The organism is Falsiroseomonas sp. RANM36, assembly GCF_056682175.1.
This window is the reverse complement of sequence record NZ_JBWXTD010000004.1, coordinates 241,985-263,151: the sequence shown is the minus strand read 5'-3', so window position 1 is coordinate 263,151 and position 21,167 is coordinate 241,985. Positions and strand designations below refer to the sequence as shown.

The following is a 21,167-nucleotide window of genomic DNA, read 5'->3' as shown; positions in this document are numbered from 1 at the left end:
GCGGCCTCCCGGCGGGGCGGGCTAGGGGCCGCGGCAGCACTTCCGCCTGCAGGTCCTCCCGCAGTTCGGGCCGCGCCCGGGGCGGGGCGCCGCCGCCGCCGCGCCCGAAGGGCCCGGCGGCCTCCTTCGTCGTGACGCCGAGCCGGTCGGCCAGGCGTTGCAGCGCCGCGGCGCATTGCGGGCGGGTCGGCAGCGCGGTGATGCGAAGGCCGGGCGCCAGCAGGTCGTTGGCGCCGGTGAGCGTCAGCCTCTCCCCGCCGGCCTGCTTCGTCGCGGCGATGCCGTGCGCCGCGCGTTCCTCCTTCGCGATGACGAAGGAGCGGTGCGTCAGCCCCGGCGCGACCCAGGACACGCGCTGCGCATAGAGATGGCCGAACCGCGCGAGCGCCTTCGCCACCGTCTCCGCCATCGCGTTGTGCATGACGACATAGGCGCGCTTCTCGCTCGGCCCCCATTTCCACCGGGTGGCCGAGACGCGCGTGGCGCTGTGGTCCGCCCGCCAGGGCGAGACGGCGTTGCCGCGCTCCTCGAACAGGCCCGGATCGTCGTATTGCACGGCGGGCGATACGCCGCCGGGATAGGCCAGCATGTGCTCATAGGGCACCAGGCCCAGCGGTTCCGAGATCACCGCGCGATGCACGACCGTGCCGGAGGCATGGACCAGGGGCGCGAGGCTGAACAGCGCCTCGGGCTCCCCCGCCTCGCGCAGCGGCAGCAGCAGCGGATCGGCCGGCGCGGTCGGCGCGAAGCCGGCGGCGAGCAGCGCGGCGTTGATGCGCCGGTGTTCGGTCGAGAGGATGTAGGGCTTGGTCGCCGTGCAGGGCAGCAGCAGCAGCACGCGCCGCCCGGCGGGAAGCGACGGCGCGTAGTCCTTCAGGATGAAGTCGAACCAGGCCCGGATGGACGGGTGCCGCAGCGAGTCCACATTGTCCTGCGGGCAGTACAGCGCCAGCGTCGGATCCAGCGTGAAGGGCGGCCTGTACTTCGCGGCGGATTCGACCAGCCGGCGGTCGCGATCGTCGGTGGTGACCATGCTCAGGTCTCCAGGAGCGAGGCGGGGAAGAGATCCTCCGGCGCCAGGTGGCGGCGCAGCAGGCCTTCCGCGCGCATGTAGCGGATCAGGGTGGCGAACATGTCCCGGTTCTTCGCGAAGCCGACGGACCAGAAATCCGGCCCGAGCAGGCGCTCGGTCTCTTCCAGATGCTGTGCCAGGAAGGGCAGGCCGAAGGCCAGCGTGGCGCTGTCATGCAGGCGCAGCCGGGACAGGCGCTGGCTTTCGGCGAAGGCGTCGAACAGCGCGCGCGGCAGCCAAGGATTCTCGTTCACCAGCGCGGTCTTCACCGCGATCAGGTGCATCGGCGGATAGATGCCGGTGGCGCGGAAATAGTCGAGTTCGGCGGCCATCGGATCGGCGAAGAGGCGGCCGACCTTGTCGGGCGCGGAGAAATAGGTCGAGGGGGCGCGCGCGGTGTAGAGCGCGTCGATCTCGCCATCCGCCAGCATCTGCGACAGCGACCGGTCCGTCACATGCTCCACGCGCACGCCGGGCGGGTAGTATTGCGGATGGTCGTCGCCGGCGCGCGGCGCTTCCGCGCCGGCCGTGACATAGATCGGCGCCTCCGCCGGCAGGCCGTGGAACTCGGCGAAGATGCCGCGCAGCCAGACGGCGGCGGCCATGTCCCAGACCATGGTGCCGACGCGCTTCCCCGCCAGCTCCGCTGGCTTCGTCAGGCCCTTCGCCCTGTTCACATAGACGCAGGAGAAGCGGAAATGGCGCGAGGGGAAGACGGGGATGCCGACATAGTCCTGCCGCGGATTGTCGAAGTGCCGCAGCCACGTCGCGATGGGGAACTCCGTGCAGTCGAAGCGATGCGTCGTCATCTGGAGGTTGAACAGCGGCTGCAGCGGCATGACGGTGACGTCGGCCTCCACCCCCGCGATCGGGACCTGGCCCTCGGCCAGGGCCCGCAGGCGGTCGCAGTCGGACGCGCCGATGGTGAGGCGAAGGGTCATGGCGGCGGCACCTGTTCCATCCAGTGGCGCGCGGCGTCGAGCCGCGTGGCCTGCCAGACCTCCGGCGCCGTCGCGAGGCGATCGAGGAAGCGGCGCAGCGCGTCGAAGCGCGCCGGCTGGCCGGTGATCCGGGCATGCAGGCTGACCACCATCATGCGCGGCTGCGTCCGCGCCTCGGTGCGCAGCACGCGGAAGGCGGCGACGAGCTGGGCCAGGAAGTCGTCTGCGGTCGGCAGCTTCGCGGTGGCCAGCCGGTTGTCGTTGAGCACGAAGCTGTGCGGCATCATCAGATGCGGCGCGCCCGCCACGCTCGTCCAGCAGGGGAGGTCCTCGGCGTAGAAGTCGGCGTCGTAGAGGAAGCCGTGGCGCTGCAGGATTTCCCGGGTCGCGGCGGTCGGGCTGTAACGGCTCTGCCAGCCCAGGGGACGGCGACCGGTCGTCGCTTCGAGGGAGGCGACGGCCTTCGCGATCTCCGCCTCCTGCTCGGCTTCTGTCAGCGTCCAGTGCCGCCGGAAGCCATTGCCATGCGCCTGCACCTCGTGCCGATCGGCGGCGCGGATCGCGGCGGCCAGCGGCGGGTTGCGTTCCAGCGCGCGGCCGCAGCAGGACAGCGTCAGCGCCAGGCCGCGCGCCTCGGCCTCCCGCCAGATGCGCCAGACGCCGGCGCGCGCGCCGTATTCGAACAGGCTCTCCGCCAGCAGGTCGCGCGTGCCAGGCGGGACCTCGCCCGGGATGCCGTCGGTCAGCGCGAGCTCGGTCGCCGGGTCGCCATCGGGGATGGAGGGTTCCGCGCCCTCCTCGATGTTCAGCACCAGCACCAGCGCGAGGCGCCCGCCATTCGGCCAGGTGACGTCGGGCGGCCGGCCGGCATAGCCGACGAAGTCGCGCGGCAGGATCATGCCAGCGCCGGCGCCAGCGCCTCGGCCGCGGCGAGCAGCATCGCATCGCCGTCGCGCGGGCCGATCAGCGACAGCCCGATCGGGACGCCGTGCAGCGTGCCAGCCGGCAGGTTGACCTGCGGCAGGCGGCAGAGGCTCGCGACGCAGGTCAGCGCCAGCGTGCGGTCGCGGAACGCGATCTGCGCGGCGACCGGGGCGCCGACCTTCGGCGGCAGGTCATGGGCGGTCGGGATCACCAGAAGGCCGTCGTCGCCGAGCATGTCCTGCAGCCGCGCGGCCAGCGCCTCCCGCGCGATCCAGGCCTTGGCGATCGCCTCGGCGGGGACCTTCGCGGCGATCTCGACGATGCGTTCGCCGACCAGCGGCGAGAGGCGACGGCCCGGCATGCTCGCCCAGCTTCCATGCGTCGCCCAGAGCTCGCCGAGCTGGAGCGGGCGGAAGGTGTCGAGCCAATGCGGGATGCCCTCGGCGTAGAGCGTGACGGCGGTGACGGCGTCCAGCCGCGCCGCAGCGCCCCGCAGCGCCGCGCCGACATCCTCGGTGCAGAGGCCGAGCGCATCCTCCGCCAGCAGCAGCCGCGCAGAATTCCGCGCACCGCCGAAATACAGCGCGCCGACGCGGCGGAGCAGCGCCGCGTCGCGCGCGAACCAGCCCACCGTGTCGAAGCTCGGCGCCATCGGCATCAGCCCGGCGGTGGAGACGCGGCCGTGCGTGGTGCGGATGCCGAACAGCCCGCAGAAGCTTGCCGGCACCCGCACGCTGCCGCCGGTGTCCGTGCCGAAGGCGAAGTCGCAGAGCCCGGCCGCGACGGCCGAGGCCGAGCCGGAGGAAGACCCGCCCGGCACGCGGTCCGGTGCGCGCGGATTGATCGGCGGGCCGTAATGCGGGTTCTCGCCGAACATGCCGCTGGCGAGCTCGTCCGTATGGGTCTTGCCGATCAGCGTCGCGCCGGCGGCCAGAGGCGGCAGCAGGGCGCTGGCGGTGCTGAGCGAGACCGGCGCTTCCGCCAGCCGGTCGGGGTTGCCCCAGCCGCTCTTCGTGCCGGCGACATCGAACAGGTCCTTCGCCGCGAAGGTCAGGCCGGCCAGGCTCCCTTCCGGCGCGCCCTGCAGCGTGACCGCGCCATGCGCGACGAAGGCGCTTGCGCGGATCGCCTCCTGCGTCATTCCGCCGCCGCCCGCTTCGCGGCGCCCGGCAGGCCGTAGCTGGCCATGAAGCGCTCCACCATGCCGCGCGGCGCGGACCAGTCGTGGAAGCGATAGGCGTTGCCGCGGATCGCGAATTGCGGGCCGGAATAGAACATCTCGTATTGCAGGTGCCGCGAGCCGAACTCGCTGCCGATCGCGTCCCAGGCAAGCTTCATCAGCTTCACGCGGCCGAGGGAATCCGTCGCGGGCGAGCGCTGGGCGGCGTTGATCAGCGTCTCGATCTCGCCACCGTCGAAGTCGGCGGCCGAGGAGGGCACCATGATGAGCCCGCCGCCCGAGAGCAGCCGGATCGCCTCGATGAATTCGGGATAGGTTGTCTGCGCGACCGTCTGCGCGGCCACCAGCAGGCGCCGGTCGGGCACGAAGGTGCCGCAAAAATCTTCGCCGCCGGCTTCCATCGCCGTGACCAGCGCCTCGATCGTGCTGGCCTTGGCGGCGAGCAGGCCGAGCGTCTCGCGCGTCTGCGGGAAGTTCAGGATGCCGTTCGTCTCGGCCACCTTGTGCGCCAGGCCGAGCAGGAACCGCAGCTTCACCGCCAGGCGGACGATGCACTGGTAGTTCTGCATCACATGTGCCCGCGTCTCGTGCCATTGCGCCTGCATCATCCGCAGGTCGCGATGGACGAAGACGCGCTCCCACGGGATCTTCACGTCGTCGAAGAACACCACCGCGTCGTTCTCGTCGAAGCGGGCGGCGAGGGGATAGTCGAAGCCGTTGCCCGAAGCCGCCTCGTAGCTGCGGCGGGAGTGCATCTTCAGGCCCTTCGTCGCGATCGGCGTGACGGCGGTGAAGGCATAGGGCTCGTCGCCCGGCTGCAGTGCGACGATGCCGCTGATCATGATCTCGTTCGCCATCACGCCCGCGGTCGCCAGCATCTTGGCGCCGCGGATGGTGATGCCGCGCTGATCCTCGTCCACCACGCGCGCCACAAGGTCGCCGCCGGGCTGGTCCTTCGCCTGCTTCGACTTGTCGGCCTGCGGGTTGATGATGACATAGGCGACCCAGTGATCGTTGTCGCGGATGTGCCGGAAATAGTCCTCCAGCGCCGCGGCGCGCTTCTTGTCGTAGTCGCGCCACACCGGAAGACCGGCCATGAAGCCGACGAAGGTGGAGGCGACATGGTCGGGCGTGCGGCCCATCATGCCGCAGGACAGCTCCGCCCAGCGTTCCATCGCGCGCCGCCGCAGCACCAGCTCCGCATGGTTGCGCGGCATCATCCACGCCAGGCCCACGCGCCTTCCCGGCGCGGTCGGGCTTTCGAAGGTCATCTCGTCGGGGTTCGCCGACTGGTATTCGTAGAGCCCGGCGGCGGAGGCGACGGCGCCGGCGAAGGCGGGGTCGGTCGTGACATCCCGGCATTGCCGCCCGTCGATGAACACGGCGCGGCCGTCGCGCAGGCTCCGCAGATGGGCCTCGGCGTTCTTGATCATGGTCCCTCAGCTTTCCGCGGCGAGGCGCATCGAGACAAGCTCCCGCTCGTCATAGGCGAGCAGCCGGGCGTGGTCGCCCTCCGCCTGTTCGAGGAAGAGGTCGCGCACGATGCCGCGCGCGATGCGCTCCACGGTCGGCCGCAGCATGGAGATGCCGGCCGAGGAGACGGAGCTCGGCAGCGAGCCGAAGGAGACGCTGCGCACCCGCCCGATCCAGGCGCCGGCCGCATCGCGCGGCGTGAAGGCGAGGTCGGGCGTGAGATAGGGGAAGCCGCCGAGCGTCGCATGCTCCTCTCCCGGCGGCGGGGCGAAGCGGTCGCGCCACAGCGCCGCATGCGGCGCGAGCGTCGCCAGCTCCGCGCGCCGCGCGAGGTCCACCGCGAGGCCGGTGCCGAGGATCAGGAAATCGGCGCGCACGATGCCGCGCGGCGTCTCCAGCCGGATCTCCGCGCCGTCCATCGCCACGGCCGCGAGCGGCGCGCCGAGCGTGACGCGGAAATTGCGATGCGCGGCGCAGCGATCCCAGCTTTCCTGCGGCGGCGGCTGGCTCAGCGCGAAGAGGCTGCGCATGTAGCGCCACTTCAGCGCGTCCGGCAGGTCGGCATAGTGCTGGAGGAAGCCGGCGAATTCGATCCAGCGGTTCGGATTGACGCGCGGCATGTCGGCCCGCCGCGCCAGCAGATCCACTTGCGCCGCACCATGTTCCAGCGCCGTCGCGGCATTGTCGAAGGCCGAGGCGCCGGCGCCGATCACCACCACGCGCCGTCCGGCCAGGGCCGCGAAGTCGATCGCCTCCGCCGTGTGCGCGTAGCGCTCCCGCGGCAGGTTGCCCGCCACCGTCTCCGGCACCGCCCAGGCGCCGTTGCCGTCCATCCCGGTGGCGGCCACGACCTGGCGCGCCAGCAGGCGGCGCTGCCGGCCTTCGGCATCCTCGGCGTCCAGCGCCAGCACCTGCGGATCGAGCGGCGCGATGCGCGTCACGCGCCAGCCATGCCGTATCTCCTGCCCCAGCGTGGCGGCCAGCCACAGCAGGTAGTCGTGCCAGTCCTCGCGGCCGATCTTGCCGAGCGCGGCCCAGGCCGGCTCGCCATGGCGCGCCTCGAACCAGGCGCGCACCGAGAGGGACGGGAAGCCGAGCTCGGGCCCCGTCACATGCTTCGGGGTGCGCAGCGTCGGCATGCGGGCGAAGCGGCGCCAGATGCCCTGCGCGCCGGCCGGCGCGGCATCCAGCACCACCACGTCCTGCACCGCGGCCAGGCGCAGCGCGAAGGCCGTGGCGATGCCGTGCTGGCCGGCGCCGATGATCGCCACGTCATGCACGGGCCCTTCCGCGCGCGGCAACGGCCGCACCCAGGGCCGCGCCGGGTAGCGCAGCGTCTCGAGTTCCCAGTGCGCGCGCCGCTCGAGCGCCGCCAGGCGCGCTGCCGCATCAGGCAGCGGGGCGAGCCGGGCGGCGGGCAGCGCGTCCATCGCGAGGATCCGGCCTCAGCTCCGCAGCGCGGGCAGTATGCGGTCGGCCTGCGGCGGCAGGAAATCCGTGCGCATGAAGCTCTCGTAGGCGGGCGGGCTTGCGACGCCGAAGGCCTCCGCCACCGTCGTCACCATCGCCCGGGCGCGGGCCGGGTCCACATAGCCGGTGCCTTGCGCGGCGACCGCCGGCGTCAGCACCACGTCGCGCATGGTGAAGGCGAAGCGGGCATTCTCCAGCGCCTGGTCGGTCAGCGGCTCGCGCGCGCGGATCGCGGCGACCGCGGCGACGGGGTCGGCGAGGGAGTCCTTCAGCCCCTGGATGGTCGCGGCGACGAAGGCCCGCACCAGGCCGGGATCGCGCTGCGCATATTCGGCCGTGGTGAGCAGGCCGTTGCCGTAGATGTCCACGCCGTGGTCGTTGTAGCGGAACATCTTGATGTCGTCGGCCTTCGCACCCAGCGCCTGCAGCACGAAATAGGCGCTGGAGATGAAGGCGGTGATCGCATCGGCCTCGCCGCGGTAGAGCATCGGCTCGCGGATCGGGGGCGCGACCGTGATCCAGGTGACGTCGTTCGGCGACAGCCCGTTGGCGCGGGCGAAGGCCGGGAACAGCGTGCGGCCGGCATCGCCGGCGGGTGCGGCGAGCTTCTTGCCCTTGAGGTCGGCCGGTGTCTCGATGCCGCGTCCGGCGAGCGTCACCACGGCGGCGAGGGTACGGTCGAAATACTGGTAGACGTTCAGCACCGCGCGCCCCGGATTGTCCGCATTGTGCTTCACGATGGCGCCGGGGTCGCCGAAGCCGAAATCGGCCGCGCCGGCGGCGATCTTGGTCACCACGTCGCCCGAGCCGTAGCCGCGCTGGATCTCCACCTGCAGGCCTGCGCGCGCGAAATAGCCGCGGTCCACCGCCAGGAACCAGGCTGCATGATGCGCCAGCGGCGTCCAGTCCAGCATGAAGCGGATCGGGCGCCGCTGGGCGAGCGCGGGGCGGGCCATGGGCGCCGCGGCGGCGGCGCCGAGCAGCAGCGCATGGCGGCGGGACAGGCGAAGCATCGTCACCTCCTTCACAGGGGCAGGCAGGGCAGGGGGAAGGGCAGGGCCGTGCGGGCGACGTATCGGGCGCAGGCGGCTTGCGGCGGCATCGGCTTGGGCCTCCGTCACGCGCCGGGCGCGCGCGCGGCGGTCCGGCGAGGTCACGGCGATGTCGGCTCAGGCCCGTCTTTCCGGCTCGCCCGAGCCTCGGAAGGCTAGCAGCGCGATGCCGATGCGCCAGCGCCCAATCCGCGCAGATTCCACGTGGCGCGCCGCTGTTGCTTAAATGAGGGGCAAGAGCGAGCAATTCCCGCCCAGAAATCGGGCGTTCGGCGGCGTGCCCTTGCCCGGTACGCGCGAACGGCCGCCGCGGGCATGCCGCGGCGGCCGCATCCTTGGCGTGGACCGGCCGGTCAGGCCATGCCCATCTTCTTCTTCAGGTTCTCGTCCAGCTTGTTCAGGAACGCCTGGGTATTCAGCCAGGGCTGGTCCTTCGAGATCAGGATCGCCAGGTCCTTCGTCATGTGCCCGGCCTCGACGGTCTCGATGCACACCTGCTCGAGCGCATTGGCGAAGTCCACGACATCCGGCGTGTTGTCGAACTTGCCGCGATAGGCGAGGCCCCGAGTCCAGGCGAAGATCGAGGCGATCGGGTTGGTGCTGGTCTCGCGGCCCTTCTGGTGCTCGCGATAGTGGCGCGTCACCGTGCCGTGCGCGGCCTCGCTCTCCACCGTCTGCCCGTCCGGCGAGAGCAGCACCGAGGTCATCAGGCCGAGGCTGCCGAAGCCCTGCGCGACGATGTCCGATTCCACGTCGCCGTCGTAGTTCTTGCAGGCCCAGATGTAGCCGCCTTCCCATTTGAGGGCGGAAGCGACCATGTCGTCGATCAGGCGATCCTCATAGGTCAGGCCGCGCTTCTCGTACTCCGCCTTGAACTCGGCGTCGTAGATGCCGCGGAAGATGTCCTTGAAGTTGCCGTCATAGGCCTTGAGGATCGTGTTCTTGTGGCTGAAATAGACCGAGTAGTTGCGCTGCAGGCCGTAGTTGAAGGACGCGCGCGCGAAGCCTTCGATCGAGCTGTTCAGGTTGTGCATCATCATGGCGACGCCGCCGCCCTTGAAGACGAACTCGCCGATCTCCTGCGGCTGGCCCCCTTCCGGCGTGTAGGTCATCGCGACCTTGCCCGCGCCCGGCACCTTCATCTCCACCGCGCGGTAGATGTCGCCATAGGCATGGCGGCCCACCACGATCGGCTTCGACCAGTGCGGCACCAGGCGCGGCACGTTCTGGATGATGATCGGCTCGCGGAAGATCGTGCCGTCCAGGATGTTGCGGATCGTGCCGTTCGGGCTCCGCCACATCTTCTTGAGGTTGAACTCCTTCACCCGCGCCTCGTCGGGCGTGATGGTCGCGCACTTCACGCCGACGCCGTATTTCTTGGTGGCGTTCGCCGCGTCCACGGTCACCTGGTCGTCCGTCTGGTCGCGATACTCGACGCCGAGGTCGTAGTATTTCAGGTCGATGTCGAGATAGGGAAGGATCAGCTTCTCCTTGATGAACCCCCAGATGATGCGGGTCATCTCGTCCCCGTCCATCTCGACGACGGGTGTCTTCACCTTGATCTTGGCCATGCCGATCCTCTGGGGTCCCAATTCGGGACCTGCTTGCCTTCCGTCCGGCGCCGACGGGCGCCGCTGCCCTGCGCGGGTGGCGGAACATGCCAACCCCCTCCCGCCCCCGCAAGACCGCGGCTTGCGGGCCCCGGACCGGCCCGCTAGGCCTGCGGCGTGATCATCCGAAGCACTCCCATGCGGGAAGCCGTCGAATGTCCGCATTGCGGGGAGCCGACCCTGCCCAACCTGCTGGCCGATGGCAGCCTGGTCTGCTCCTGCGCCGCGGAGCGGCCGCTGCTTGCCGCGGCGCCGCAAGGCCCCACATCGGACGGAAGATAGGGAGACTGCGATGCTGCTGATGCGCTGCGCCGGACGGATGATGGCCGCCCCCGTCGCGATCGCCGCGGGCCTGGCGGCGGCTGGGGCGATCGCGCTGACCGCGACCGCGGGGGCGGGGCTGGTCGGCGCCGCCCTGCTGGCGAAGCGCATGCGGGAGGAGCGCCATGGCTGGCGCGCGGGCGCGGGTGACGCTGCCGACGATCTTCCGCCCGCCGAGCCGGCGGATCAGCCCGGCGGCTGATCGGGCAGGATCGCGGTCGCCTCGATCTCGACCCGCGCCTCGGGCTCGACCAGGGCGACGACCTGCACCAGCGCCATGGCCGGGAAGTGCCGGCCCATCACCTCGCGATAGACCGGGCCGAGATCCTTCAGGCTGGCCCGGTATTCGGCCATGTCGGTGACATACCAGGTGAGGCGGGCGATGTGCTCCGGCCCGCCGCCGGCTTCCTGCAGCACGGCCAGGATGTTCCGCAGCGCCTGGCGCACCTGGGCAACCAGGCCGGGCGGGAATCGCCCCTCCGCATCCCAGCCGATCTGGCCGCCCACCAGCACGATGCGGCCGCGTCCCATCATGCCGTTGGAGTAGCCGCGCGGCGCCGGCCAGCCAGGCGGTTGCAGGGCTGTGAGCGTCATGCGGTCGGTTCCTGCCTGGCGCGGTCGCGCAGCGCGAAGCGCTGCAGCTTGCCCGTCTCGGTGCGCGGCAGCGTCTCCACGAAGACGACGCTGCGCGGATACTTGAAGGGCGCGATCTCGCGCTTGACGTGATCCTGCAGCGCCTTGGCGAGCTCCGGCCCTGCCTTGTGGCCCGGATGCGGCACGACATAGGCCCGCACCACCATGCCGCGTTCTGCGTCGGGCGCGCCGACCACGCCGCATTCCTTCACCGCCGGGTGGGTCAGCAGCGCCGCCTCGACCTCCGGCCCCGCGATGTTGTAGCCGGCCGAGACGATCATGTCGTCGTTGCGCGCCTGGTACCAGAAATAGCCGTCCTCGTCCTGGACGTAGGTGTCGCCGGTGATGTTCCAGCCATCCTGGACGTAGCTGGCCTGGCGCGGATCGGCGAGGTAGCGGCAGCCCGTCGGCCCCTGCACGGCGAGCCTGCCCGGCGTGCCGCGCGGCACCTCGGCGCCGCGCTCGTCCACCACGCGGGCGCGATAGCCGGGCACCGGGACGCCCGTGGCGCCGGGGCGGATCTCCTCCTCCCGCGCGGCGATGAAGATGTGCAGCATCTCGGTGGCGCCGATGCCGTCCATCAGCGTGAGCCCCGTCGCCTGCTGCCAGGCGTCGAAGACCGGCTTCGGCAGCGCCTCCCCGGCCGAGACGCATTTGCGCAGGGTGGAGAGGTCGTGCTGCGCGGCAAGCCCCGCCATGATCCGGTAGGCGGTCGGCGCGGTGAAGCAGACCGTCGCCCGGTGGCGCGCGATCTGCGCCGGCAGATCCTCGGGCGGCGCCTTCTCGAGCAGCACGGACGTCGCCCCCACGCGGAAGGGGAACAGCACCAGCCCGCCCAGGCCGAAGGTGAAGGCGAGCGGCGGCGAGCCGATGAAGATGTCGTTCGGCCCCGGCCGCAGCACCTGCGCCGCGTAGCCGTCGCAGATCGCCAGCATGTCGCGGTGGAAATGCATCGTCGCCTTCGGCTCGCCGGTGGAGCCGGAGGTGAAGCCGAACAGGCAGACATCGTCGGCGGCGGTGTCGCAGGCGGTGAACTCGGCCGGGGCGGCATCGCACATCGCCTCCAGCCCGCCATCGCCCCAGGTGACCAGGTGCTTCAGGTCGGGCGCATCCGCCTTGCGCAGTTCCTCCACCAGGCGGGCGTCGCAGAGCGCGTGGCTGATGCGCGCCTTGCGCAGCATCTGGCCGAGTTCCTTCGCGCGCAGCAGCGGCATGGTCGCGACCACCACGCCGCCCGCCTTCAGCACGGCGAAATAGGCGGCCGCCATCCAGGCATTGTTGGCGCTGCGCAGCAGCACGCGGTTGCCCGGCACGAAGCCGAGCCGCGTCGTCAGCACGTTGGCGATGCGGTTCACCCGCGCGGCGAGCTGGCGGTAGGTCAGCGTCTCGGCGGGCGTGACGATCGCCGGATGCTCGCCGCGGCCACGCGCGAGGTTGCGGTCCAGCAGCTCCGCCGCGCAGTTCAGCCGCGCGGGATAGCGGTATTCCGGCCGGTCCAGCAGGAAGGCGGGCCATTGCGCGCGCGGCGGCAGGTTGTCGCGCGCGAAGCTGTCCAGATGCGCGCTGGGTGCCAGGTCAGCGGTCGTGCCGTCCATCCCCGCCTCCGTCATGATCCGCGCCGGTCGCGTTCGGCGCGGGCGATCACCACGCGCTGGATCTCGGACGCGCCCTCATAGACGCGCAGCGCCCGGACCTCGCGGTAGAGTTCCTCGGCCTTGTGGCCCTTCGTCACGCCAAGCCCGCCATGGATCTGCACGCAGCGATCGGCGGCGCGCTGGGCGGTCTCGGTCGCATGCAGCTTGGCCATCGAGGCCTCGCGCGTGATGCGCGGCGTGCCCGCATCCTTGAGCCAGGCGGCGCGATAGACCAGCAGGGCGGAGGCCTCGACCTCCGTCGCGCTGTCGGCGATCGCGGCCTGCGACATCTGCTGGTCGAACAGAGCCGCGCCGAACAGCCTTCTCCCTGTCGCGCGTTCGACCGTGAGGTCCAGCGCGCGGCGCGCGAAGCCGAGCGCCGCCGCGCCGACCGTCGCGCGGAACACGTCGAGCGTCCCCATCGCGACCCGGAAACCCTCCCCGGGCCGGCCGATCATCGCCTCGGCCGGGATGCGCATGGCCTCGAAGGATAGCGTCGCCAGCGGATGCGGGGCGGTGACCTCGATGCGGGATTCGATGCGCAGGCCCGGCGTGTCGGCCGGCACGAGGAAGGCGGACAGGCCCCTGGCGCCCGGCGCCTCGCCCGTGCGGGCGAAGACGACATAGGTCGCGGCGATGCCGCCATTGCTGATCCAGGTTTTTTGGCCCGAGATCCGGTAATGCGCATTGCCGTCGCGCTCCGCCACCGTCGCCAGCGCCGCCACATCGCTGCCCGCTTCCGGCTCGCTCAGCGCGAAGGCGGCCAGCGCCGTGCCCGCGCGCGCGCCCGGCAGCACCCGGTCGCGCTGGGCCTCCGTGCCGAACAGCGTCACCGGCCCGGTGCCGAGCCCCTGCATCGCGAAGGCGAAGTCCGCCAGCCCCGCATGGCGCGCCAGGATGTCGCGCGCCAGGCACAGGCTGCGCACATCGAGCCTGCCATCCGCCGGGCAGGGCATGCGCAGCAGCCCGGCCTCGCCCATCGCGCGGACCAGCGCGATGGTGCTGCCGTCGGCGTCGTGCTCGGTGGAAAGCTGCTCGGCATGCGCCGCCGCCCACGCCTCCACCTCCGCCGCCCATCCCTTGTGGCGCGGTTCGAAGAACGGCCAGTCGAGGAAGGATGCGTCGGGCATCAATCCCCCCGGAACACCGGACGCTGCTTCGCGACGAAGGCCTCGTAGGCGCGGCGGAAATCATTGGTGGTCATGCAAAGCGCCTGCGCGACGGCCTCGGCCTCGATCGCCTGCTCCACCGACATCGCCCATTCCATCTGCAGCATGCGCTTGGTCATCGCATGGCCGAAGGAGGGGCCCTCCGCGATCTCCCGCGCCAGCGCCGCCGCCGCGCCCTGCAATTCGTCCGGCGCATGCAGGCTGTTGAAGAACCCCCAGGCGAGCCCCTCCTCGCCGCCGAGCGAGCGGCCGCGATACAGCAATTCGCTCGCGCGCCCCTGGCCGATGATGCGCGGCAGGATGGCGCAGGCGCCCATGTCGCAGCCGGCGAGGCCCACCCGGTTGAACAGGAAGGCCACCTTGCTGCGCGCGGTGCCGAGCCGGAGGTCGGAGGCCATGGCGATGATCGCGCCGGCGCCGGCGGCGACGCCATCCACCGCCGCGACGATCGGCTGCGGGCAGGCGCGCATCGCCTTCACCAGCTCGCCGGTCATCGCGGTGAACCGCATCAGGCCCCTGGTGTCGCGTTCCAGCAGCGGCCCGATGATCTCGTGGACATCGCCGCCCGAGCAGAAATTGCCGCCCGATCCGGTCACCACGATCGCGCGCACGGCGTCGTCATGCGCCGCGGCGCGCAGGATCGCCGCCATCTCGCTGTAGCTCTCGAAGGTGAGCGGGTTCTTCCGCTCCGGCCGGTCCAGCGTGAGCGTCGCGACGGCTCCGCCGATCTCGAGCTTCAGGTGCTGCGCGCGGTACCCGGCCAGCGGGCCGGCGATGGCGGTGATCATGCTTCCTCCGGCGAGAGCGCGGCGCGGACCGAGGCCTTGGTCCTGCCGAGCAGGCGGAACAGGGACGTGCGCTCCGCCGCGTCGAGGCCGTCCAGCATCTCGGCGATCCAGCCTTCATGCGCCGCCGACTGGCGGGCGAAGTCGCGGCGTCCCTTCGGCGTCAGGCGCAGCATCTGCGCGCGACGGTCGCCGGGATGCGCGCGCCGCTCCACCAGGCCCTCCGCCTCCAGCCGCGTGGCGAGGCCGGTGACATTGCCGTTGCTCACCATCATCCGGCGCGAGACCTCGCCAAGCGTCAGCCCGCCCGGCGCGCGCTCCAGCGCGGCCATCAGGTCGAAGCGGGGCAGCGTGGTGTCGAAGTCGCGCCTGAGCCGGGTGCGGATCTCGCCCTCGATCAGCGTCGTGCAGGTCAGCAGCCGCAGCCATAGCCGAAGCTCGTCCTTGTGGCCGGGCGGGGCGTGGGCCAGCGCCGTCTCGGCGTCCACGGCGATCGGCAGGGCGTCGTCCGGCTGGCTCATGTCTCGCCCCCGTCCACCGCGACGGCCTGGCCGTTGATGGCGGAGGCGGCGGGCGCGCAGAGCATCAGCACCGCCTGCGCCACCTCTGCCGGCTGCACCAGGCGGCGCTGCGGGTTGTGCTTCGCGAGCTCGGCCCGCGCCTCGGCCTCGGCGCGGCCGGTGGTGGCGACGATGTGCGCGACGGATCGGGCCACGATGTCGGTCTCGGTGAAGCCCGGGCAGACCGCGTTGACCGTCACGCCCTTCGTCGCGACCTCCTGCGCCAGGGCGCGGGTCAGGCCGAGCAGCGCATGCTTCGCCGCGACATAGGCGCTGACATAGGGGTAGCCCTTCAGGGCGGCGGTGGAGGCGATGTGGACCACGCGGCCAAAGCCGGCACCGATCATCGCGGGCAGGACCGCGCGCGTCATCGCGACGGCACCCATCACGTTGACGCGCCACATGCGGTCGAACAGCGCATCGTCGGATTTCAGGAAGGGCGCGCTCTCCGCCGCGCCCGCCGCGTTCACCAGCAGCGCGAAGCCGGGCAGGGCAGGGGGCGCGGTGACGTCGCCCGGCAGCGCGGCCGCGGCATGGCCGCGTTCCACCACGGCGCGCAGCGGCGCCTCCCGCCGGCCCATGACGGTGACGCGGGCGCCGGCGGCGGTCAGCGCGGCCGCGCAGGCCGCCCCGATCCCGCTGCCGCCGCCGGTCACCAGCGCCTCCAGCCCGCTGAGCGTGCCTGCCTGCATCCACCCTCCGATGTTTGAAGCCTAAAACATCCTGGCGTTGCGCCGCAAGCGCGGAATCCGGTGGACGCGACGATCCTTGAAGCTTAAAGTATCTCGGACCGGAGGAGGAGTGTGCCATGCGCATCGCGGTGATCGGCGGCGGGCCCGCCGGGCTCTACTTCGCGATCCTGATGAAGCGCGACTTCCCCGCCGCGCGCATCACGGTGGTGGAGCGCAACCGCCCTGACGACACCTTCGGCTTCGGCGTGGTCTTCAGCGACGCCACGCTCGACTTTTTTCGGGCCGCCGATGAGCCATCCTACCGCGCCATCACCGAGAGCTTCGCCTATTGGGACGACATCGAGATCCACGCGAAGGGTGCGGTGCACCGCATCGGCGGCAACGGCTTCTGCGGCTGTTCCCGCCGCACCCTCCTGCTGCTGCTGCAGGAGCGTGCCCGTGCCCTCGGCGTCGAGATGGCGTTCCGCCGCGAGGCGACGCCAGAGGATTTTCCCGACGCCGACCTGATCGTCGCGGCCGACGGCATCAATTCCCCGATCCGCGAACGCTGGCGCGACCACTTCAGGCCGGAAGTCGATCTCCGCCCCAACCGCTTCGCCTGGATGGGCAGCACGCGCCCCTTCGATGCCTTCACCTTCTTCTTCCGCGAACGGCCCGAAGGCATCTTCATCGCCCATTGCTACCAGTACGAGGCCGGCGCCAGCACCTGGGTGCTGGAGACCGACCCCGAGACCTTCGCCCGCGCCGGCCTCGAGCACATGAACGAGGAGGAGAGCGCGCGCTACCTCGAAGACGTCTTCGCCGATGACCTGCAAGGCCATCGCCTGCTGATCAACCGCAGCAACTGGCGCCGCTTCCCCGCCATCAAGTGCGGCGCCTGGGTGAAGGACAACATCGTCCTGCTCGGCGATGCCAAGGCCAGCGCGCATTTCTCCATCGGCTCGGGCACCAAGCTGGCGATGGAGGATGCGATCGCGCTGCACCAGGCCTTCCTGGCCGGCGGCGATGTGCCGGCCTGCCTCGCGCGCTTCGAATTCGCGCGGCGGGAGGAGGTCGAGAAGATCCAGCACGCGGCCGATGTCTCGCTGGTCTGGTTCGAGCATGTGAAGCGCTTCTGGCACTTCCACCCCACGAAGTTCGCCTTCGGCGTGATGACGCGATCCAAGGCCATCACCTGGGACAACCTGGCGCTGCGCGCGCCGGAGTTCGTGGCGGAGACGCAGACGCTCTTCGCCGAGGAAGCGCGCGCCAAGGGCCTTCCGGCCGACGATGCGAAGCCGCCGCTGTTCCAGCCCTTCGCGCTGCGCGACATGCGGATCGCCAACCGCGTCGTCGTCTCGCCCATGGACATGTACTCCGCAGAGGACGGCCTCCCCGGCGACTTCCACTTCCAGCACTACGCCAGCCGCGCGCTGGGCGGGGCCGGGCTGGTCTTCACCGAGATGACCTGCCCTTCGCCCGAGGCGCGCATCACGCCCGGCTGCACGGGGCTGTGGAACGACGCGCAGCAGGCCGCCTGGACGCGCATCGTGGGTTTCGTGCACCGACACAGCGCGGCGAGGATCTGCCTGCAGCTCGGCCATGCCGGGCGCAAGGGCGCGACGAAGCTGATGTGGGAAGGCATGGACCAGCCGCTCGAATCCGGCGCCTGGCCGATCCTCTCCGCCAGCCCCATCCCCTACTACACGCAGAGCCAGGTGCCGCGCGAGATGACGCGCGCCGACATGGACGCCGTGCGCGACGATTTCGTTGCCGCCACGCGGCGCGCCATCGCCGCCGGCTTCGACATGCTGGAGCTGCACTGCGCGCACGGCTACCTGCTGGCGTCCTTCCTCTCGCCGCTGACCAACATCCGCACCGACGATTACGGCGGCGTTGTCGCGAACCGGCTGCGCTTCCCGCTGGAGGTCTTCGCCGCCATCCGGGCGGCCTGGCCGGCGGAGCGGCCCATGTCGGTCCGCATCTCGGCCACCGACTGGAAGGAGGGCGGCCTCTCGGACGAGGATTGCCTGGCGATCGCGCGCGCCTTCGCCGCCGCCGGCGCCGACCTGATCGACGTCTCCACCGGCCAGACGGTGCATGACGCGGAGCCGGTCTATGGCCGGATGTTCCAGGTGCCCTGGTCCGACATGATCCGCAACGAGGCCGGCATCGCCACCATGTGCGTCGGCAGCATCACCACCGCCGACCAGGCGAACACCATCCTCGGCGCCGGTCGTGCCGACCTCGTCGCGCTGGCGCGCCCGCATTTGACGAACCCCTTCTTCGCCATGCAGGCCGCGGCGCAGTACGGCGTGCGCGACGTCGCCTGCCCGCCGCAATATCGCTGGGGCAGGGACGCGCTGCTGCGCAACGAGGCGCGGAACCAGGCGGATCTGCGCGAGCTGCGGCTGAAGGCCAGGCCGAAGAGCCACGCGCCGGCGCCTGCGGGCCTGCCGCGGGCCGCCGAATAGCGCTCCGCGTCAGCGGCCCTTGAGCCACTCCAGCACGGGTGCGGCCATGCGCTGCCAGTTGAACTGCTGCGCCTGCTCCACGGCTTTCGGTGCGAGTTCCGCGAGCCGTGCCGGGTTCGAGATCTCCTGGTAGGCGGCGGCGAACTCGTCCACCGACAGCGGGTCGAAATAGACGCCGGCATCGCCGATCACCTCGGGGAAGCTCGAGGTGAAGGCGGCGAGGACCGGCTTGCCGAGATGCATCGCCTCCAGCGCCGGAATCCCGAAGCCCTCGTAGATCGAGGGGAACACCAGGAATTCCGCCGCGCGCAGCAGCCGGTACTTGGCGAACTCGGAGACGAAATCGGTGAACAGGATGCGCTTGTGCTGCGCCGGATCGAGCCCGGCCAGCGCCGCATCCAGGTTCCAGCCCTTCTTGCCGATGACCACGAAGCGCAGGTCGCTGTCGCGCACCGCCGGATGCGACAGCGCCCGCAGCAGCAGGCCGAGATTCTTGCGCGGCTCGATCGTGCCGATCACCGCGGCATAGCGCCCGAGCGCCACGCGCGGCAGGTTGCGGTCGTCGAGGGCGAATTCCTCGGGCCAGTCGGCGTACTGGTAGAGCACCCGCGCCTTCGCCGCGCAGGAGGGAAAGGCCGCCACCAGCGCCGCCCGCGTCGCCTCGGAGGCGCAGAACACCACATCGTCGGTGACCAGCTGCTCGCGCAGCGGATCGAGGTGGAAGCGCACATTCGCTTCCGCATGGGTCTCCGGCATCACCAGCGTGCTGACATCGTGGATCACGCTGGCCTCGGTGCGGCAGATGCCGCAGGCCGACTTCACCGAGGGATAGAGCAGGGGGATCGCGGGATCGATCCGCCCCAGACCCTCGATCAGGCCATGCTCGAAATCGGTGCGGAGGAAGGTCCCGAAGCCGGCGCGGACCGTGTCCCACAGCCGCGGCGCGGGTATCCGCGTCAGCCGCACGGCGAAGGAGAGGTCCACCTCCCCGCTGCGCTCCAGCGCCTGCACGAGACGGCGGGTGAACACCGGGATGCCCGTCCACTGGTCTTCCAGCAGCGGCGCGATGTCGAGCGTCAGCGGGGGTTTCGCGGCACCGGTCACAGCACGCTGCCCACCGTCACATGGTCACGGGCGCGGCGCGAATGCAGCAGCCGCAGCGGCCGCTCCCCGCCGAGCCAGTCGCCGAACAGGCGCACGAAGGCGGCGCCGGCCGGTCCGTCCTGCACCGTCTCGATCTCGCCGGCGGCGTGCCAGAGGTCGCGTCCCAGCCGCCAGAAATCGAGGCCCGGATGCGCCAGGACGCTCGCGCCATGCAGCAGTTCGCGCTCCACCGGCGCCGTCGCCCAGCGCGCCGAAGCGCCTGCGTGGCGCGGGAAGGTCACGCCGGTGCGGCCGAACGCGCGCACCACCGCGGCGATCTGCTCCGCGATGTCGCCGCTGCCATCGGACAGCAGCGGCAATTGCAGCACGAGCGGCGCCTCGTCCCGCAGCATCGCGCCCAGCAGCCGCTCGGCCAGCAGGCGGGCAAAGGCGGCATCGGCGAGCATCGCCTCGGTCAGCGGCACATAGCGCAGCGGTCCCGGCGGCAGCGGCGGCGCATCCTCCGCGGCCTCCTCGCTGACGGCGGCCGCGGCGCTGCCCTCCGGGTCGCCCGGGTGGCAGAACACCGGCAGCAGGGCGGCCGGGGTGATCCGCGGCGTCTCCTCGAAGGCCAGCAAGGTCGCGGGCGGGCGGTGCCAGACGCCACCCATGCGGAAGGCGAGCGTGCCGTTCACCTGCGAGGCGATGCCGCAGAACAGCTCCGGCGCCACCTCGACCAGCCGGCGCATCTGCTGCCACGCATCCGGCGCGCCGCGACGGTAGAAGAACAGGTGGTTGCGCAGGCCGGGCAGCGGGCGGAAGGCCGTGCCGTCGCACAGCGCGACGTGATCGCTCGCGCCTTCCAGTCGCGCGGCCAGCTTCTCGGCCAGCACGCCATGGGTGAAGACCTCGGGGCGGGCGACGAAGCGCACCGGCAGCCCCCGCATCCGCGCCGCCTCGACCACCAGGTCCGCCGCCAGGCGGAGCTCGGGCGGCAGGACCGCGCCGCTCAGCTCCTCCGGCCCGAAGACCGAGCCGGACACCTGCAGGCCCGCCGCATGCCGGCCGGGGAGGGAGATCGCGACGCCGCCTTCGAACATCGCCTCAGACCCGGAAGACGAAGCCGGTGGCGTTGGGCGAGGCGAGCTGGCGCGGGCGCGCGCGGAACTCGTCGCTGTCGGCCAGCACCGAGAGCAGGCCGAAGGGCGTGATGGCCCCGGTGCGCAGCATCCGCCCATAGGAGGCCAGCGCCGTCGGATCCACCGGACGACCGAGCACATAGACATAGGCGGCGCGCACGAACTCGCCGACGCCGCGCCGCGTCACGAAATTCGCCAGCAGCGCCTGGCAGCCGCGCAGCTGCGCCAGCGAGGTGATGACGGTGGGATCGCTCGCGATCGCGGATTCGACCGTGTTGCACGGCAGATCGAGGTCGTCGCGCAGCGTGCAGTTCTCGATCTCGTGCAGCACCGTGCCGGTTTCCGCCTCGCGCAGGGCGAGCTTCTGCCGCCGCAGCGCATTGGCGTAGGGCTGCACCCGCAGGCGGAACGCGCACCAGCCGAGGCCGAGCCTGGCCTCCGCGAGATCGGCGCGGAACAGATGCGCCCGGCCTTCCGCGACCTTCCCCTCCTCGGAGGCGATGATCTCGATGCGCAGCGCGGGGCGCTCGTCGTCGGCGGCCCACCCTTCGACGAAGTCCGCGGTGGTCAGTGCGTCGATGTGGCCCTTCAGCACCCGATCTTCCGTCCCGGTCCCCCTGGTCGCACATGCACCAGCCGGAGGCGTTGTGCAATTCCGACGACCGGCCGCGCACTGCCGGGCGCCGCGCAGGCACCTGTCCCGCCACCTTCCGCGCGCCTTCCTGCGGGCCGTCGCATCCCGGGAGACACCCTGGCAACCCGTCTCCGGAAGGCCCCGTGCAGTGCAAATTCGACGCGACTGCCAGGGCAAGTCTTGTCGCAAAGGTTACAGACCCTATAAGTTTCTCGCGTGGAGCGCGAGGGCGTCGGCATGGGTGGCGAGTTGGACGGGTCGGCCTGTCCATCCGGTGATCCCGGCGCGCCCCGCCCCGCGGCCCGGGGATCGCGCCCCCCCCCGGCACACCCGCCCCCCCCC

The 21,167-nt window shown here is 71.4% G+C and carries 20 protein-coding genes; 3 read left to right on the top strand and 17 right to left on the bottom strand.

The annotated features are described in order from the left end of the window. The 8 genes from AC1MIR_RS15060 to AC1MIR_RS15025 all read right to left on the bottom strand — a co-directional run. Window positions 1–1,033 (bottom strand): hypothetical protein (locus tag AC1MIR_RS15060; protein WP_480029007.1); only part of this gene is annotated, 1,033 nt, incomplete at its 3' end. 2 nt (window positions 1,034–1,035) lie between these two features. Then, on the bottom strand, window positions 1,036–2,013 hold the full coding sequence (locus AC1MIR_RS15055; protein ID WP_480029006.1) for a substrate-binding domain-containing protein: 978 nt from the start codon (window positions 2,011–2,013) through the stop codon (window positions 1,036–1,038). Beyond that, entirely contained in the window at window positions 2,010–2,912 is a 903-nt protein-coding gene (locus AC1MIR_RS15050) for a polysaccharide deacetylase family protein (RefSeq protein ID WP_480029005.1), read from the bottom strand. The genes AC1MIR_RS15055 and AC1MIR_RS15050 overlap by 4 nt, the downstream gene beginning before the upstream one ends. Next, a complete protein-coding gene (locus AC1MIR_RS15045) occupies window positions 2,909–4,078 on the bottom strand; it encodes an amidase (protein ID WP_480029004.1) in 1,170 nt (389 codons plus the stop codon). Before AC1MIR_RS15045 ends, AC1MIR_RS15050 begins: the two co-directional genes overlap by 4 nt. Then, the gene (locus AC1MIR_RS15040; RefSeq protein ID WP_480029003.1) at window positions 4,075–5,550 is read right to left on the bottom strand and encodes a 4-hydroxyphenylacetate 3-hydroxylase family protein; all 1,476 of its coding nucleotides are present in this window, start codon (window positions 5,548–5,550) and stop codon (window positions 4,075–4,077) included. The genes AC1MIR_RS15045 and AC1MIR_RS15040 overlap by 4 nt, the downstream gene beginning before the upstream one ends. 6 nt (window positions 5,551–5,556) lie before the next feature. Beyond that, window positions 5,557–7,020, bottom strand: coding sequence for an NAD(P)-binding domain-containing protein (locus AC1MIR_RS15035; protein WP_480029002.1), 1,464 nt, complete (start codon window positions 7,018–7,020; stop codon window positions 5,557–5,559). 15 nt (window positions 7,021–7,035) lie between these two features. Then, window positions 7,036–8,073: an ABC transporter substrate-binding protein gene (locus AC1MIR_RS15030; RefSeq protein ID WP_480029001.1), complete on the bottom strand. Its 1,038-nt coding sequence runs from the start codon at window positions 8,071–8,073 to the stop codon at window positions 7,036–7,038. A gap of 392 nt (window positions 8,074–8,465) precedes the next feature. After that, a complete protein-coding gene (locus tag AC1MIR_RS15025; RefSeq protein WP_480029000.1) occupies window positions 8,466–9,683 on the bottom strand; it encodes an NADP-dependent isocitrate dehydrogenase in 1,218 nt (405 codons plus the stop codon). A 177-nt stretch (window positions 9,684–9,860) separates the two neighbouring features. On the opposite strand from AC1MIR_RS15025, the gene AC1MIR_RS15020 reads away from it, so the two are divergent. Then, a complete protein-coding gene (locus AC1MIR_RS15020) occupies window positions 9,861–10,004 on the top strand; it encodes a hypothetical protein (RefSeq protein WP_480028999.1) in 144 nt (47 codons plus the stop codon). Between the two features lie 10 nt (window positions 10,005–10,014). Further along, window positions 10,015–10,245: a hypothetical protein gene (locus AC1MIR_RS15015; RefSeq protein WP_480028998.1), complete on the top strand. Its 231-nt coding sequence runs from the start codon at window positions 10,015–10,017 to the stop codon at window positions 10,243–10,245. On the opposite strand, the gene AC1MIR_RS15010 is transcribed toward AC1MIR_RS15015, so the two are convergent. Genes AC1MIR_RS15010 through AC1MIR_RS14985 form a run of 6 tightly spaced genes read right to left on the bottom strand, consistent with a single transcriptional unit; the run spans window position 10,230 to window position 15,516 of the window. Next, a complete protein-coding gene (locus AC1MIR_RS15010) occupies window positions 10,230–10,637 on the bottom strand; it encodes a RidA family protein (RefSeq protein ID WP_480028997.1) in 408 nt (135 codons plus the stop codon). The two genes, AC1MIR_RS15015 and AC1MIR_RS15010, sit on opposite strands and share 16 nt — an antisense overlap. Next, the gene (locus AC1MIR_RS15005; RefSeq protein ID WP_480028996.1) at window positions 10,634–12,271 is read right to left on the bottom strand and encodes a benzoate-CoA ligase family protein; all 1,638 of its coding nucleotides are present in this window, start codon (window positions 12,269–12,271) and stop codon (window positions 10,634–10,636) included. The genes AC1MIR_RS15010 and AC1MIR_RS15005 overlap by 4 nt, the downstream gene beginning before the upstream one ends. 11 nt (window positions 12,272–12,282) lie before the next feature. Continuing rightward, on the bottom strand, window positions 12,283–13,440 hold the full coding sequence (locus tag AC1MIR_RS15000; protein WP_480028995.1) for an acyl-CoA dehydrogenase family protein: 1,158 nt from the start codon (window positions 13,438–13,440) through the stop codon (window positions 12,283–12,285). Next, window positions 13,440–14,267: an enoyl-CoA hydratase family protein gene (locus AC1MIR_RS14995; RefSeq protein WP_480028994.1), complete on the bottom strand. Its 828-nt coding sequence runs from the start codon at window positions 14,265–14,267 to the stop codon at window positions 13,440–13,442. The genes AC1MIR_RS15000 and AC1MIR_RS14995 overlap by 1 nt, the downstream gene beginning before the upstream one ends. After that, entirely contained in the window at window positions 14,264–14,785 is a 522-nt protein-coding gene (locus AC1MIR_RS14990) for a MarR family winged helix-turn-helix transcriptional regulator (protein ID WP_480028993.1), read from the bottom strand. Before AC1MIR_RS14990 ends, AC1MIR_RS14995 begins: the two co-directional genes overlap by 4 nt. Next, entirely contained in the window at window positions 14,782–15,516 is a 735-nt protein-coding gene (locus AC1MIR_RS14985; protein WP_480028992.1) for an SDR family NAD(P)-dependent oxidoreductase, read from the bottom strand. Before AC1MIR_RS14985 ends, AC1MIR_RS14990 begins: the two co-directional genes overlap by 4 nt. A 116-nt stretch (window positions 15,517–15,632) precedes the next feature. Between AC1MIR_RS14985 and AC1MIR_RS14980 the strand changes: the two genes are divergently transcribed. Further along, on the top strand, window positions 15,633–17,969 hold the full coding sequence (locus AC1MIR_RS14980; protein ID WP_480028991.1) for a bifunctional salicylyl-CoA 5-hydroxylase/oxidoreductase: 2,337 nt from the start codon (window positions 15,633–15,635) through the stop codon (window positions 17,967–17,969). A 9-nt stretch (window positions 17,970–17,978) separates the two neighbouring features. Here the strand turns inward: AC1MIR_RS14980 and AC1MIR_RS14975 are convergent, their stop codons facing one another. The 3 genes from AC1MIR_RS14975 to AC1MIR_RS14965 are packed head-to-tail and all read right to left on the bottom strand — an operon-like array spanning window position 17,979 to window position 20,786. Then, window positions 17,979–19,073: a glycosyltransferase family 4 protein gene (locus tag AC1MIR_RS14975; RefSeq protein WP_480028990.1), complete on the bottom strand. Its 1,095-nt coding sequence runs from the start codon at window positions 19,071–19,073 to the stop codon at window positions 17,979–17,981. Beyond that, complete coding sequence (locus AC1MIR_RS14970) at window positions 19,070–20,152, bottom strand: hypothetical protein (protein WP_480028989.1); 1,083 nt, start codon at window positions 20,150–20,152, stop codon at window positions 19,070–19,072. The genes AC1MIR_RS14975 and AC1MIR_RS14970 overlap by 4 nt, the downstream gene beginning before the upstream one ends. Window positions 20,153–20,156: 4 nt before the next feature. Then, window positions 20,157–20,786: a hypothetical protein gene (locus AC1MIR_RS14965; RefSeq protein WP_480028988.1), complete on the bottom strand. Its 630-nt coding sequence runs from the start codon at window positions 20,784–20,786 to the stop codon at window positions 20,157–20,159. Window positions 20,787–21,167: the final 381 nt, after the last annotated feature.

Bases quoted from the DNA above. Each gene is read 5' to 3' on its own strand.
- AC1MIR_RS15055 (WP_480029006.1), bottom strand. From the start codon at position 2,013: ATGACCCTTCGCCTCACCATCGGCGCGTCCGACTGCGACCGCCTGCGG.
- AC1MIR_RS15050 (WP_480029005.1), bottom strand. From the start codon at position 2,912: ATGATCCTGCCGCGCGACTTCGTCGGCTATGCCGGCCGGCCGCCCGAC.
- AC1MIR_RS15045 (WP_480029004.1), bottom strand. From the start codon at position 4,078: ATGACGCAGGAGGCGATCCGCGCAAGCGCCTTCGTCGCGCATGGCGCG.
- AC1MIR_RS15040 (WP_480029003.1), bottom strand. From the start codon at position 5,550: ATGATCAAGAACGCCGAGGCCCATCTGCGGAGCCTGCGCGACGGCCGC.
- AC1MIR_RS15035 (WP_480029002.1), bottom strand. From the start codon at position 7,020: ATGGACGCGCTGCCCGCCGCCCGGCTCGCCCCGCTGCCTGATGCGGCA.
- AC1MIR_RS15030 (WP_480029001.1), bottom strand. From the start codon at position 8,073: ATGCTTCGCCTGTCCCGCCGCCATGCGCTGCTGCTCGGCGCCGCCGCC.
- AC1MIR_RS15025 (WP_480029000.1), bottom strand. From the start codon at position 9,683: ATGGCCAAGATCAAGGTGAAGACACCCGTCGTCGAGATGGACGGGGAC.
- AC1MIR_RS15020 (WP_480028999.1), top strand. From the start codon at position 9,861: ATGCGGGAAGCCGTCGAATGTCCGCATTGCGGGGAGCCGACCCTGCCC.
- AC1MIR_RS15015 (WP_480028998.1), top strand. From the start codon at position 10,015: ATGCTGCTGATGCGCTGCGCCGGACGGATGATGGCCGCCCCCGTCGCG.
- AC1MIR_RS15010 (WP_480028997.1), bottom strand. From the start codon at position 10,637: ATGACGCTCACAGCCCTGCAACCGCCTGGCTGGCCGGCGCCGCGCGGC.
- AC1MIR_RS15005 (WP_480028996.1), bottom strand. From the start codon at position 12,271: ATGGACGGCACGACCGCTGACCTGGCACCCAGCGCGCATCTGGACAGC.
- AC1MIR_RS15000 (WP_480028995.1), bottom strand. From the start codon at position 13,440: ATGCCCGACGCATCCTTCCTCGACTGGCCGTTCTTCGAACCGCGCCAC.
- AC1MIR_RS14995 (WP_480028994.1), bottom strand. From the start codon at position 14,267: ATGATCACCGCCATCGCCGGCCCGCTGGCCGGGTACCGCGCGCAGCAC.
- AC1MIR_RS14990 (WP_480028993.1), bottom strand. From the start codon at position 14,785: ATGAGCCAGCCGGACGACGCCCTGCCGATCGCCGTGGACGCCGAGACG.
- AC1MIR_RS14985 (WP_480028992.1), bottom strand. From the start codon at position 15,516: ATGCAGGCAGGCACGCTCAGCGGGCTGGAGGCGCTGGTGACCGGCGGC.
- AC1MIR_RS14980 (WP_480028991.1), top strand. From the start codon at position 15,633: ATGCGCATCGCGGTGATCGGCGGCGGGCCCGCCGGGCTCTACTTCGCG.
- AC1MIR_RS14970 (WP_480028989.1), bottom strand. From the start codon at position 20,152: ATGTTCGAAGGCGGCGTCGCGATCTCCCTCCCCGGCCGGCATGCGGCG.